The 14,007-nt window shown below is 44.6% G+C and carries 12 protein-coding genes; 6 read left to right on the plus strand and 6 right to left on the minus strand.

Features of this window, described 5'->3' with window-relative positions:
• Positions 1–119 precede the first annotated feature (119 nt).
• Complete coding sequence (locus dnm_RS00105) at positions 120–2,384, plus strand: Tex family protein (RefSeq protein ID WP_207680687.1); 2,265 nt, start codon at positions 120–122, stop codon at positions 2,382–2,384.
• Positions 2,385–2,564: 180 nt separating this feature from the next.
• Here the strand turns inward: dnm_RS00105 and dnm_RS00110 are convergent, their stop codons facing one another.
• From dnm_RS00110 to dnm_RS00130, 5 genes are all read right to left on the minus strand, one after another.
• Complete coding sequence (locus tag dnm_RS00110; protein WP_207680688.1) at positions 2,565–3,020, minus strand: Crp/Fnr family transcriptional regulator; 456 nt, start codon at positions 3,018–3,020, stop codon at positions 2,565–2,567.
• A 322-nt stretch (positions 3,021–3,342) separates the two neighbouring features.
• Positions 3,343–4,290, minus strand: a complete 948-nt coding sequence (locus tag dnm_RS00115; RefSeq protein ID WP_207680689.1) for a hypothetical protein — start codon at positions 4,288–4,290, stop codon at positions 3,343–3,345.
• A 68-nt stretch (positions 4,291–4,358) separates the two neighbouring features.
• Complete coding sequence (locus tag dnm_RS00120; protein ID WP_207680690.1) at positions 4,359–6,134, minus strand: ExeA family protein; 1,776 nt, start codon at positions 6,132–6,134, stop codon at positions 4,359–4,361.
• A 685-nt stretch (positions 6,135–6,819) separates the two neighbouring features.
• The gene (locus dnm_RS00125) at positions 6,820–7,005 is read right to left on the minus strand and encodes a hypothetical protein (RefSeq protein ID WP_207680691.1); all 186 of its coding nucleotides are present in this window, start codon (positions 7,003–7,005) and stop codon (positions 6,820–6,822) included.
• A 259-nt stretch (positions 7,006–7,264) separates the two neighbouring features.
• Positions 7,265–7,432 carry a hypothetical protein gene (locus dnm_RS00130; protein ID WP_207680692.1) on the minus strand — a complete coding sequence of 56 codons (168 nt, stop codon included), beginning with the start codon at positions 7,430–7,432 and terminating at the stop codon, positions 7,265–7,267.
• Between the two features lie 42 nt (positions 7,433–7,474).
• Here dnm_RS00130 and rsmH point away from each other — a divergent pair, with 42 nt between their 5' ends.
• The 4 genes from rsmH (at position 7,475) to dnm_RS00150 (ending at position 12,732) form a co-directional block, all read left to right on the plus strand.
• A complete protein-coding gene (rsmH, locus tag dnm_RS00135) occupies positions 7,475–8,440 on the plus strand; it encodes a 16S rRNA (cytosine(1402)-N(4))-methyltransferase RsmH (RefSeq protein ID WP_337833594.1) in 966 nt (321 codons plus the stop codon).
• 348 nt (positions 8,441–8,788) lie between these two features.
• Positions 8,789–9,067 carry a septum formation initiator family protein gene (locus tag dnm_RS00140; protein WP_207680693.1) on the plus strand — a complete coding sequence of 93 codons (279 nt, stop codon included), beginning with the start codon at positions 8,789–8,791 and terminating at the stop codon, positions 9,065–9,067.
• A gap of 365 nt (positions 9,068–9,432) precedes the next feature.
• Entirely contained in the window at positions 9,433–11,259 is a 1,827-nt protein-coding gene (locus tag dnm_RS00145; protein ID WP_207680694.1) for a peptidoglycan D,D-transpeptidase FtsI family protein, read from the plus strand.
• Between the two features lie 63 nt (positions 11,260–11,322).
• On the plus strand, positions 11,323–12,732 hold the full coding sequence (locus tag dnm_RS00150; protein WP_207680695.1) for a UDP-N-acetylmuramoyl-tripeptide--D-alanyl-D-alanine ligase: 1,410 nt from the start codon (positions 11,323–11,325) through the stop codon (positions 12,730–12,732).
• Here the strand turns inward: dnm_RS00150 and dnm_RS00155 are convergent.
• The gene (locus tag dnm_RS00155; protein ID WP_207680696.1) at positions 12,713–12,916 is read right to left on the minus strand and encodes a hypothetical protein; all 204 of its coding nucleotides are present in this window, start codon (positions 12,914–12,916) and stop codon (positions 12,713–12,715) included. The genes dnm_RS00150 and dnm_RS00155 overlap by 20 nt on opposite strands.
• 1 nt (position 12,917) lies before the next feature.
• Between dnm_RS00155 and mraY the strand changes: the two genes are divergently transcribed.
• Positions 12,918–13,997 (plus strand): phospho-N-acetylmuramoyl-pentapeptide-transferase, encoded by a 1,080-nt coding sequence (gene mraY, locus dnm_RS00160; RefSeq protein WP_207680697.1) that lies wholly within the window; start codon positions 12,918–12,920, stop codon positions 13,995–13,997.
• Positions 13,998–14,007: the final 10 nt, after the last annotated feature.

Here is a 14,007-nt window from a genome sequence, read left to right on the forward strand (position 1 = left end):
GAAAAAATATTTCACCTTCCTGATAATGAACAGCCAAATCTTTTGAAAAAAATTGGCTTTTCATTGCCGAGGAGATGTATTCCATGGTAAAAACAGAAAATATATAGCAAGAGGCAACAATGAACGAAACACACATATCAATAATAGCTGAAGAACTCGGTTTGAACGAATTTCAAATTCAGGCCGTTGCAACGCTTCTTGATGAAGGCGCAACCATTCCGTTTATCGCACGCTACAGAAAAGAAGCCACGGGCAGTCTTGACGAAGTTGCGGTGACTTCCGTTCGGGACAGACTGAACCAGCTCAGAGAACTGGACAGCCGTAAGGAAGCCATTCTGAAATCCCTTGAACAGCACGGACATCTCACAGATGAGCTGCAAGAAAAGGTCATGGCTGCGGAAACACTTGCGGTTTTGGAGGATATTTATCTGCCTTACAAACCCAAACGCCGCACAAAGGCCACCATTGCCAGGGAAAAGGGGCTTGAACCGCTGGCGCTGCTTATTTTTGAACAGACCGGCGCGGATCCGTATGAGGCAGGCGTATTGTTTGCTGATACGGAAAAAGGCGTTGACTCGGTTGAGGATGCCTTGTCCGGTGCGAGGGATATTATCGCGGAAATGGTCAACGAAAATGAAGACGCCCGCGCCAGACTGCGCGATCTGTTTGCTTCAAAAGGGACTTTTAAAAGCAGCGTTGTCTCCGACATGGAAACCGAGGGCGCGAAATACAAGGACTATTTTGACTGGGAAGAGTCTGTTACCACTGCCCCGTCTCACAGAATACTTGCCATGCGAAGGGGAGAAAAAGAGGACATGCTGAACCTCAGTATCACACCGCCTGAAGAGGACGCTGTTGAGATTCTTAAAACGCTTTTTATAAAAGGGGAGACCGAGGATTCAAAGCAGGTTGAAGCGGCAATTCATGACTGTTACAAGCGCCTGCTTTCCCGGTCCATGGAAACAGAGATACGCCTGGCCACAAAGGAAAGGGCAGATTCCGAGGCCATCCGGGTGTTTACGGAAAATCTCCGCCAACTGCTTTTGGCATCGCCCCTGGGTCCCAGACGGGTCATGGGGATTGATCCCGGATTCAGAACCGGATGCAAAATTGTCTGTCTCGACAGCCAGGGCAAATTCCTTCACAATGACACGATTTATCTTCATCAGCCTGAAAAATCCGCATCTCTTGTCAGTAAACTGTGCCATGAATTTGATGTGGAAGCCATTGCCATCGGAAACGGCACCGCGGGTCGGGAAACCGAAGCATTTGTCAGAGAGATACTTTTATCGGCCCGGGGAGACATGAAAAAGATTCAGGTGGTCATGGTCAATGAAAGCGGCGCGTCTGTGTATTCTGCATCAGATGTCGCACGGGAGGAATTCCCTGATCTGGACCTGACGGTCCGCGGGGCGGTGTCCATCGGAAGGCGGCTCATGGATCCGTTATCGGAATTGGTGAAAATAGATCCCAAATCCATTGGTGTGGGTCAGTATCAGCATGATGTTGACCAGACTGCCTTAAAACAGTCATTGGATGATGTTGTCATGAGCTGCGTCAATGGCGTGGGCGTGGATGTCAACACGGCCAGCGCGCAGTTGCTCACTTATGTGTCCGGGCTGGGGCCTCAGCTGGCAAAAAACATTGTAGCGTATCGGGATGAAAACGGCCCGTTCACTTCCAGAAAGGGATTAAAAAATGTAAAGCGTCTCGGTCCCAAAGCGTTTGAACAGTGCGCGGGCTTTTTGAGAATCAGACAAGGGGAGAATCTTTTAGATGCCAGTGCGGTGCATCCTGAAAGTTATCATATCGTGGATTTAATGGCTAAGGACCTTGACTGCACAGTTTCGGATCTGATGAAGGAGGCCGAACTCAGGAAAAAAATAGATATTTCGAGGTATGTCACTGATGCCGTCGGCATCCCCACCCTGAATGATATTCTTGAAGAACTGGCAAAACCCGGGCGTGACCCGCGTGAGAAATTTGAGGAATTTGCGTTTGAGGAAGGGGTTGAAAAGATACAGGACCTGCGACCCGGTATGAAGCTTCCGGGGATCGTGACCAATGTCACGGCATTCGGAGCGTTTGTGGATATCGGCGTGCATCAGGACGGACTGGTTCACATCAGCGAACTCGCGGACAGATTTGTGAAAACTCCCGGGGACGTGGTCAAAGTGCAGCAGAAGGTCACGGTGACAGTGATTGATGTGGATATCGAAAGAAAGCGAATTTCCCTTTCCATGAAAACGGTTCCGGGGGAACAAAAACAGAGCCAGGCTAAAAATAAGAAGAAGATGCCGAAGCCAAAGCAGAAACAGCAAAAAGCAAAGGATAAGGACAGGCCCTTTAATAACCCGTTTGCGGATCTTTTGGGAAAGTTCTGATGTGCTTGCACGGGAGGAAAAGATGCAGTTTTTTATTTGAGCGCGTCATATAAAAAACCTCCGAGGTTTTGAAAACCTCGGAGGTCTTATGCCCGAAAATTTATGAGCAGGCACTTATGTTCCCACGCGGGAGCGTGGGAACGATAATCCAGGAGCATGGGAATGAGAAAAAGACTGATTTTAACCATAAGAAGGAGCGGTGTCATGGCCTCCCGAGGACAGAATGTCCTGATACGCATTTGAAAGTCTTTTGGAGAATACCCCTCCCAGGCGTCTGAGGACTTTAAGACCCGCGTCAGGATGAAGATCAAACAGCCTGTCCAGTTTGTCTTTTCCAATCTTCACAACTTTTGAATCCTCTGCACAGACTCCGGATGCAGTATATAAACCGGGTTCGACAATACTTGACCAGCCAAATACCTCACCTGGCTCTGTCAGAGTATAAACAAGAGATCCCCCGTTTTTTATTACCAGATGAACAACGCCTTGCTCCAGAATATACAGACAGTTAGCTTTCTCACCTCTTTCAAACAGAACCGTATCTTTGGCATGGCTCTCTTCCGACGAAATATCGGCGATCTCCTCCATTATTTCAAAACTTATTCCTTTAAAAAGATCTGTCTCATTGATGATCATTTTTCTGTCTCCTTTCAAAATATTAAGAATGAATATCAGAGATGAAGACAACACACATCCCTCTGTCCGTTCGTCTCTTTGTCCGAAGCATTTCATCTTTAAACCCTGTCAGATTTCGGACAATGAAACAGACAAAGTTCAATTTGAGGCATTTATTTGATCTTTGTCCTTATCTTAAAGGAATAATTAGCAAGATAAAGGATTTTATTCAATCAGGGAACTCCTGATTTTGTCAGAAAAATTTCTTAAAGATGAGAAGGTCCCTTGTGGGTATATTCACTCTTGGAAATTAAAGTGTCGGTGAGAATAACGCGAGGCAGGTCTATTTAAATTTCACTTCCCATTCTTTCTTACCTTCTTTAACCACAATATAATCGCTGCCGATGTAAGTGACAGTGATATCGTCTATGGATTCACCTGTCTGGACAATTTTATCATTTATCATTACCAGCCGGTCTTCCGGAGTATTTGACCAGACAATGGCCTGTATTTTTAATCTGGAATCAGCAGGGGGCGCATTCCCGTGTCTCGACGAATCGCTGTGGTTCGTGTCAGATTCCCGGGACTCTGCTTTCTCACGCAACACATCAATCTCCTCCTTAATCAAATCCAGCGTGGCAGTCTGTTCAGGGGTCGCGACATCTCTCAGAAGCGCAAGCTGCTCCTCAAGCATATCCAGTTCAGCTTTTTTAGGTATTCTTACGGGCTTTTTGGAAATACGTTTTGTTTTTGTAACCCGCTCAGATGGCCTGTCCCGCTTTTGTTCAGATTTTTCCCTGTCACTTTTTTTCGAAATATCCGGGGGGGTTGCAGGTTCGGTTTTAGTTTTCAGAACAGGGGCAGGTATTTTTTTCTGTGTGCGCTCAAATTTTTTATTATCTATCAGATCAGTCGCTTTCTTCTGAGACAACATCGGGGCCGAACCTGTTTGCTCACGAGGGCTTACGGATTTCGCAGTTTCGGTTCTGATGGTTGCAGGCAACCTGGCTCTGTTTTCATCCGAAGCAACAATATCCTCCTTGGTCAGTTGCGTTTTATCAGAATCATATTTTTCAGCAGAAAATGGTTTGTATTTTAAGAAAAACCACCCGCCACCCACCACAATAACCGCAATAACCAGGATGGAAATGAGTTTGCTCAAAAGCCAGTCTCCTTTTACACGCTTATTGATGGCCTCTCTTGTATCAGTCTTTTGCGGCCAGGAATGAGCAGCCTCCTGCTTTGAATCTCTGCCTTCAAGTCTTTTCAGGGCTTTTAATATGGAACTCATCTGTCCCCCTTTTTGATTGAGAAGTGAGAATTGAGAAGAGAGAAGTTTTAATTCTCAATTTTCAATTCTCAATTTTCAATTAAATGTGGTATTATTAACGACTCCATTTCATTATAAAGAATGATTTTTGTCAGGGGGCCTACGACCCCGTCAACATTTACGCCATGTTTTTCCTGAATTTCTTCTACTGCTTCCTGAGATTTTTCATCATAAAAAGGTGTAACCTCAATGTCTTTGAATCCGATTTCCTGCAAAATCATCTTCAGGGTAATAACAGAGTCTTCCGGCGCGTTACGCGGGATGGAACCCGAGTAGTCAAAAAAATTTTTCCATGGAACATATGCCGTGCCTGACCAGTACAATTCCACATCATTTGATTCTGCTTCCACCACAATTTCTTCCTCATTTCCACCTCTGAGCGTAAGTGTTCTGTCATCGGCTTTGGTGAGGGTAAGATATCCCGGAGACGCGCCTGCCGGGGAATTCATTTCAAGGACAGCGGGAAGATTCAGTTTTTTCACCAGTTCAAAATCTCCCTCGATATGATAAATCAGCAGACCGTTCTGCTTTGCCCCGAGCCGGAAAAATGCCGAATTATCACTCATATCATCCAGATACGGATTAATTATGGGATCGTGATTCCACATTTCCACGGCCGCTTTAAGGGCCATATGCCTTGAGGAACGGGCATCCATTCTCCCCAGAAACTCCTCTAATACCTGAGCGGTTTCCCCGGGAGGTTCTGATACAGCGATATTTGAATCATCTGTCAGCTTTTCATCGGGATTCACAGGTGTCTCAGCAGATTCAAATTCACCCGTCTCCTTTTCACCGGGCAGCTTTTTGTCAGCCTTCGGCTTTACGGAGGCTTTTATGTCTGATGGTTCGGATTGAGAACTGACCGGCTTTTTGCTTTGTTCCGACTTAAATAAACCGCGGATGTCAAAACTCAGAATGGCAGCAAGCAAAATCAGGCATAATGCGGAGAAAATCAGAATCGGCTTTGTTCTTTCCCGGAAACTCCGGCGTTTAATATCCCCTCTGGTAGCAAGTTCCCTGATGGAAACCCTGGCAATGCTTCCCGTGATTTTGCATTGGTTCAGACCGTAAGCGGTGAGGATCGCCCGATCACACGCGATATTGATTAATCTGGGAGTACCGGCTGAATATTTATAAACTGCCCTGATGGCAGACCGGTTAAATTTGATGCCTGATTTTCGGGAGGCAATTCGGATACGGTGCCGAATATATTCCCTGGTCTCCTTAAAAGTCAGAGGAACCAGATGATAACTCAGGGTTATGCGCTGGGCCAGTTGTCTGAGTTCACGAGAGTCAAGGATTTCAGATAATTCAGGCTGTCCGATCAGGATAATCTGCAAAAGTTTTTTGGTGGTGGTTTCCAGGTTGGAAAGCAGTCTCAGTTGTTCAAGAACTTTTTTGCTGAGATTCTGGGCCTCGTCAATGACCAGGATAACCTTTTTCCCCTCAGCTTTTTTTTCCATGAGAAAGAAATTCAGGTTGTCAATGAGCGTTTTGGTGTTATTTGCATTGGACCTGACCCCGAGTTCGTCATTGATGGCTTTTAATAACTGAACGGAATTCAGCTTAGGATTGAAAATATAGGCGACTTCTATGTCCCGGGCCAGGTTTTCCAAAAAGGCCCGGCAAAGGGTTGTCTTACCTGTGCCCACCTCTCCTGTGATTTCCACAAAGCCGTCTCCCTGGGAAACTGCGTAGTTAAGGTGAGCCAGCGCTTCCTCGTGGCATTTGCTCAGAAAAAGATAAGCCGGATTCGGAACAAGTTGGAATGGTCTTTCCTTGAAACCAAAGAAATTTTCGTACATGCTGTTTCGGCCTTTTTTTTATAAACGGACATGACTTGCCGGTCACAACGAACGATGAAAGTCAGGGACAAATCACAAACCACAAATCACTTTCATATAAACAGACATGACCTTCGGTCACAATGAACCATGAAAGTTTTATATTTTTTCCTAACACTTAACACCTAACACCTAACACTTTCATATAAAATTATGAGCAAAAAAGCCCATCAGTCAATGATTACAAGCGGATGAAGAAAAAACGGAAATGTGAGACGGGACATATTGCTCCTGAACTGTTTATTTTAAATCTATGCTTTTTGTTCCTGATATGCAACCTTTTTTTAAAATTGAGAATTGAAAATTAGGGCCTCTGCGGTTTTTTATTTCTAAGCGTGTGTTTGAAAAGTCCCGACAGGGACAGCATATCCGGTATCACGGAAACGGGGAATAGATATTCTGTCTGGTTCAGCTTCCCCTTCCTCGTCACCAATGTTCCGCATGAAATATGGGAACCCGAAGTCAAAGGCGACCGGCGGCGGCCACCTCGGAGAACTTTCCGAGGAGCTGGGAAGAGTTATGTCAAAGCGCCTTTGCAAACAAAAAAGAAAGAGGAAAACTACGCGTCAGCTTTTGGAGGCAAGAATACCATATTATGGAGAGCTTTCCGTCTGTTGACTCCGAGAATGCGAATAATAATCCAATTTTATTTAAAAAAATTTTTTAGCCTGATGCGTATGGGGATACCCCCTGCAATCATCGTATAATCTGCCCGGGCAGGCACTGCCGCAAGCATGGCTCCGATGATGATCATCGCCGCGGCCACCTCCGGCGTGCCGGACTTGCAGCTTGGGAACGATTCCGATGTCCGGTTCCCGGGCTTTTCCGCCAAACTGCAAGTTCGGCAATCGGGACAATGTTTTTCTTAAAATCCATAGTCGCTTCTGAATGAGTCGTTTTTATGAGTCATTTTTGTTCATGCTTATTTGTTTTCCCTTGACACTTTCTTAAAATTTTTTCAGAATACGATTTAATTTCAACTGAGATCCTTTGCCTTCCGCATGGCGAACGGTTTCGGGACGCGAAGCGTCCGAGCTGCATTCCCACGCGAAGCGTCACTGCCATTAAGTTAAGCTTCCGGAGTGCGAAAATTATTTTTCGCATCCTTGCCGGAAACTCTTTTTGCCACCCCGGATGAGTCTCAACTTAATGGCAGTGACGCGAAGCGTGGGAACGAGATCAAGAACGCTCGCTCGGAATTGAGAAATCCCAGGCATTTCCAGGGGATTTCCCAATCCCCGGGAGCGGCTCGGCATCATTTTCCATCTGCTTATTATTAAACGATAAAATTAGGTGATGATGTGAAGACCGGAAATCCGGAGACAGATGCCATGCCATACTGCCATGTCCCTGTCATGTTAAATGAGGTGGTTCATTATCTGAACTGCGAACCAGGAAAAATTTATGTGGACTGCACACTTGGCGGCTCAGGCCATTCCCGGGCCATTCTGGAAAAAATTATGCCGGATGGTTTGCTAATCGGCATAGACCAGGATGAGGCGGCAATCAATAACGCTAAAAAAAATTTGAAGTTATATGAAAAAAATATCCGCCTTTTTCATTGTAATTTTATACATATTTCTGATATTCTGTCAGAACTGGGTGTTCATGCGGCCGACGGCATCCTCCTTGATCTCGGGGTTTCATTTCATCAGATCAGTTCAAGCGGCCGGGGCTTCAGCTTTCAAAAAGATGAGCCGCTGGATATGCGGATGGGGACAGAAACAACAACCACAAAGGCCGAAGATTTGGTCAACGGGCTGAAGGCAGCGGACCTTGAAAAAATTTTTAAAGAATACGGGGAAGAAAGATGGTCAAAACGCATTGCCAAAAAAATTGTGACAGTAAGAAAAAATAAAAAAATTCGTTCAAGCAGGGAACTTTCTCAGATCGTGTGTGAGGCTGTGCCCAAAGGAAACAAAGAAAAAATCCATCCGGCCACGAGGGTGTTCATGGCGCTCAGAATCGCCGTCAACAAAGAGCTTGAGTGCCTGAATTCCTTTATGGAAGCTGCACCGGCACTTCTGAAGCCCGGAGGCCGCCTTTGTATTCTGTCATTTCATTCTCTCGAAGACCGAATTGTGAAACATGCAATGAAGGCTATGGAAAAAGGATGCATCTGTCCGCCAAGCTTTCCCAAATGTGTCTGTAACAAAAAAAGTGTGGCACATATTCTGACGAAAAAACCGCAACGGCCGACAAAAGCGGAAGTCACCGTCAACCCCATGTCAAGAAGCACGAAATTAAGGGCTGTGGAAAAATTGTAAAGAAACGCTCATGAAAAAGCCGGGTTTCTCACCCCCCGGTCATGAAAATATGTGGTGAAAACGGACAAAAAAACCCGGGTTTTCCAAATGTATTTTCATGGTAAAGGTAGAATTTTTTACCCCCTGAATACGTTTTCTGCCCTATTGATTTGTTTTATAAGCTAAGTTATTTATATGAAGGTGTTAGGTGTTAGGTGTTAGGAAAATTTCAAAACTTTCATCATTCGTTGTGACCGAAGGTCATGGGCGTTTATATGAAAGTGTTAAGTATTAAGAAAAACATTGGAATTTCATATTTTGCTGTGACCCACGGGCCGTTGCTGTTGTTTAAATCAGGATGTTGAAAAAATGAAGATGTCTGAATTAAAAACCATGGGTGTATGGGGTATTATTATGCTGATTTTTATTGCCCAGCTTCTTTTTTATACTTGGTGCAGAGTCCAGTGTGTCCAGGTTGGGTATGAAATAACAAAAGAAACAGATAATCATCAGAAACTTATCACTCTGCAAAATAAATTAAAGATTGAGCTGGCCAGACTGAAATCTCCGGAACGGATCGCAAAAATTGCAAAAAACGAGCTTGGGCTGGCAACGCCCACACCAGAACAGATGGTTATCATTCCCTGAAAGAATTGTGACAGGCATCACTCCGTTTTTTCAACCCACTGATATATTTTTATATATGATTTTACTTTCTCATTTAAGCCGGACGGAGTTTGCAACCCCGTCCGGGATGTTTCGGCAGTGCTGAAAAATTACGAAAGTTTTCGGACGGGGTTGCAAACCTCGTTCAGCAGAATCAGACTTAATAAAAACAATGCGTTGTAATCTTTGCCTGATGCATATGGGTTGCAAATCCCATTTGGCAAAGATTTAACACCTGAAACTTAACACCTAACACCTGACACTGAACACCTGACACTGAACACCTGACACTTAACACCTAACACCCGACACTTTCATATAACCGCTCATGAAAAATGGGAAATACAATGAAACCCTCTCAGAAAAAATATATAAATTTACGTGTTGCTGTGGTTGGCATTATTTTTATCATCTTTTTTTCGATCATTGGTTCAAGGGCTATTTATTTGCAGGTGTTCTGCTATTCTGATTTATGTCAGAAAGCAACGAACGAATATATAAAAGTGGTTACAACCCGCGGAAAACGCGGGACAATATACGACAGAAACGGAGGGGAACTCGCCGTAAGCATTGATGTAAGATCAGTTGCAGCGTATCCTCCGCATATCAAGGATACCCCGACAGTTGTAAAGACACTCGCAAGAGAACTGAATATCGGGGAAGGGTCTCTCAGACAAAAACTTGAATCACGCCGCTCTTTTGTGTGGGTTAAACGTCAGGTCCCTCCCAGGGAAACAGAGGCTGTCAGAAAGTTCGGATTTAACGGGATTGACTTCATACCTGAACATCAGCGTTTTTATACAAACAGAATGCTCGCTTCCCAGGTGATCGGTTTTACAGGCATAGACGGCAGAGGACTGGAAGGAATCGAATTTTATTATAACAGATATCTTCAGGGGAAGGCTGGCAAGTCCGCGGTGTTAAAAGATGCCCTGGGTCGTATATTTGACAAAAGCGGAGGCCGGGCCGAAGCCAACGAAATCTGCCCAAAAAAAGAATTAAATGAAAACTTGTCGCTGGCTCAGATCAGAGATGCGAAAAATTATAGCGGGAATAACCTGATTCTTACCATTGACCGGACCATCCAATTTATAGCTGAAAGCGCACTGACAGAGGCTGTTACGCGTTTTTCAGCCAAATCAGGAATGGCGGTCGTGATGGTTCCCAAAACAGGAGCGGTACTGGCACTGGCTCATGTTCCTCTTTTCAACCCGAATTCCTTTGCGAGCTTTGACAGGGAAGTTTGGAGAAACAAAGCCATAACAGATCCGTTTGAGCCAGGTTCGACAATGAAAATATTCAGCGCATCCGCGGCAATGGAATACGGAGGCTGTAAGCCGGATACTATCTTTTTTTGTGAAAACGGCGCATACAAAGTCGGTGGTGATATTATCCATGACACCCATCCTTACGGATGGCTTTCACTAGAAAAAATAATAAAACATTCCAGTAATATCGGATTTGTAAAAGTGAGTGAGACCATCGGCTCAGAATCCCTTTACAAAACACTTCGTGATTTTGGTTTCGGAGAAAAAACCGGAATTGACTGTCCCGGTGAGACCGCGGGCAGTTTGTCTCATTATAAGCGATGGTCAGAAATTGATGCCGGAGCCATTGCTTTTGGTCAGGGGATTTCCGCATCTGCCATACAACTTGTAACAGCAGCTTCCGCAATTGCAAATGACGGGGTTCTTATGAAACCTTATATTGTCCAGGCAATAACAGACCAGACAGGAGTTCCTATAAAGACTTTCGGACCTCAGAAAGTTCGAAGAGTTATTTCAGCAAAGACTGCCAACACAGTGAAAAAGATGATGAAATCAGTGGTTAAGACAGGGGGAACCGGGGTGAATGCAGCCATGAAAGGTTATTGCGTTTGCGGTAAGACAGGAACAGCCCAAAAAGTTCATGGAAAAGGAAAATATACAAAGGGAAAATATATTGCATCCTTCATCGGATTTGTTCCTGCTGAAAAACCCGAAATAGCGATTCTGGTTGTTGTTGACGAGCCTCAGAAAGATCATTACGGCGGTACTGTGGCCGCGCCCGTATTCAGAAAAATCGCTCATAAAACCCTCAATCACATGAACGTACCGCCCCGAAATAAAACCGACAAATTAACAGCCAGGGGTCAGGGGCCAGGGGCCAGGGGCCAGAGATTTGAGGATTTGTGATTGCTCATTAGCAAATAACAAATGACAAATGACAAATGACAAATGACAAATGATAAATGACAAATGATAAAAACATGGACAACAGATGAAATTCTCCACGCAACAGGGGGTGAACTCCTGCTGGGGGAGACAGAACATTATTTTTCCGGTATTTCAATTGATTCCCGTAAGATATCTAATGATAACCTGTTTGTAGCCATCAAAGGCGAGGTTCATGACGGACACCGCTTTATCCAAAGCGTCATCAAACAGGGGGGGCGAGGTCTCATTATAGACGAGAATAAAGCAAATGAGTTGCCCCGGGCGGAATGGAGAGAAAAAGGCGTGGTTTGTATAGCGGTAACTGACACAACAACAGCACTTGGCGATCTTGCCGCTTTTAACCGTAGGCGATCAGATGTTTCGGTTGTCGCAATAACCGGGTCTAATGGCAAAACCACCACCAGAAAAATGACAGCCACGGTGGTTGCTCAACGATTTTCCACTTTGTCTTCCCGAGGAAGTTTTAACAATGAAATCGGGCTGCCCTTAACCCTGTTTAATCTTGAGGACTCTCATGAATGGGCTGTGCTGGAGCTGGGGATGAATAACCCCGGAGAGATTTCAAAACTCGCTGATATCTGTCTGCCGGATATTGGCGTTATCACAAACATCGGACCTGCCCATATTGGAAAACTGGGTTCCATGGAAGGGATCATGAACGCCAAGGGGGAACTCCTGGAAAAAATCAGCCCCGGAGGAATCGCTATTCTGAACGCAGATGATCCAAGAGTCTTGAAACTAAAAACTCGGAACTCGGAACTTGAAACTCGAAACAAAATCATTCTTTTCGGATTATCCCGGGATTCTCTGATCAGAGCAATATCGGTAAAGGAGGAAAAGACAGGCGTCTCCTTTACCTTATCATTGCCAACAGAAAGCATTCCGATTCATCTTGGAAATCCTGGCACGTTCATGGTCTCAAACGCACTTGCTGCCGCATCTGTGGGATATGCCCTGGGCTTGTCCGCACAGGAAATAAAAACAGGACTTGAAGCCTTCGAGCCAGTCCGGGGGAGAATGAATCATCTTAAAACAAAACAAGGCATCAGCATTATTGATGATACTTATAACGCGAACCCGGGATCCATGGAAGCCGCAATAATGGCACTCAGATCATTAAAAGGTGCGGGAAGAGGCATCTTTGTTTCCGGTGATATGCGGGAACTTGGAGAATATGCGGAATCCATGCACAGAAAACTAGGGTCGCTGGCATCAGGAACAGAAGTTGCAAAACTATATGTCACAGGCGAATTCGCGGAGGCTGTTGCAACTGGCGCACGGGATAAGGGAATGGAGTCCTGTAATATTTTTATAGGAACCAAGAGGGAAATTATCGAAGATCTGATCGCCTCGCTTAAACCAGATGACTGTGTTTTGGTCAAGGGGTCCAGAGCTATGAAAATGGAGGAAATTATAAACGCTCTGATTTGAAATTTGAAACTTGAGACTCGAAACTTGAAACTTGAGACTCGAAACTTGAGACTTGAAACTTGAAACTTGAAACTTGAAACTCGAAACTTGAGACTTGAAACTTGAGACTTGAAACTCGAAACTTGAAACTTGAAACTGAAATCAGAAACATCGGGTTTCGAGTTTTAACTTTTAAATAGGACATTATGCTTTATCATTTGCTGTATCCGCTTCATACGACTATTTCGGCTTTTAATGTATTCCGATATATTACTTTTCGGACAATTTATGCTTCTCTGACTGCTTTTCTGATTTGCTTCCTGCTGGGTCCCTGGGTTATCAGAAAACTTACTGAAATGCAGATTGGTCAGTATATCCAGAAGGACGGGCCCGAGGGACATCACAAAAAGGCAGGAACTCCGACCATGGGCGGTATTCTTATCGTCTCCTCAATCGTTGTGTCAACGCTTCTGTGGACAAATCTGAACAATTGCTATATATGGGTGCTTCTCCTGGTTACAATCGGTTATGCCTTTATCGGCTTTATTGATGACTATCTCATGCTGATCAGAAAGCGAAACAAGGGACTGACTGCTCGGAACAAATTTCTGATGCAGGTAATACTGGCACTTGTTGCAGGAATTTTTGTTTATGTCTGTATGGATTTCAACACCCGTGTAACCATACCGTTTTTTAAAAATATTTCACCTGATCTCAGGTGGGGTTATATCTTTTTTGCGGCATTTGTCATTGTCGGAACATCAAACGCTGTCAATCTCACGGATGGGCTTGACGGGCTTGCCATAGGGCCGGTAATTGTTGTTTCGGTAACATACATGGCTTTTGCTTATGTGACAGGACATGCCAAAATAGCTGATTATTTGCAACTCACTTATGTTGCCGGAAGCGGGGAAATAACCATTTTCTGCGGAATTGTCGCAGGAGCAGGTCTGGGGTTTTTGTGGTTCAACACTTATCCTGCACAGATTTTTATGGGAGATGTCGGTTCGCTCTCTCTCGGCAGCATCATCGGCACAGTGGCTGTTATTACAAAGCAGGAGATAATGCTGATTCTTGTGGGAGGACTTTTTGTCATCGAGGCCCTGTCAGTCATTTTCCAAGTCGGCTTTTTTAAAATGACAAACGGCAAAAGAATCTTCAAAATGGCCCCGTTGCATCATCATTTTGAATTAAAAGGATGGCCCGAGCCAAAAGTTATCGTCCGATTCTGGATTATTGCAATCGGACTTGCGCTTATTTCCGTCAGTACATTAAAACTTAGATAAATTGAGAATT

It is taken from the genome of Desulfonema magnum, from assembly GCF_017377395.1.
GTDB classification, from domain to species: Bacteria; Desulfobacterota; Desulfobacteria; order Desulfobacterales; family 4be13; genus Desulfonema_C; species Desulfonema_C magnum.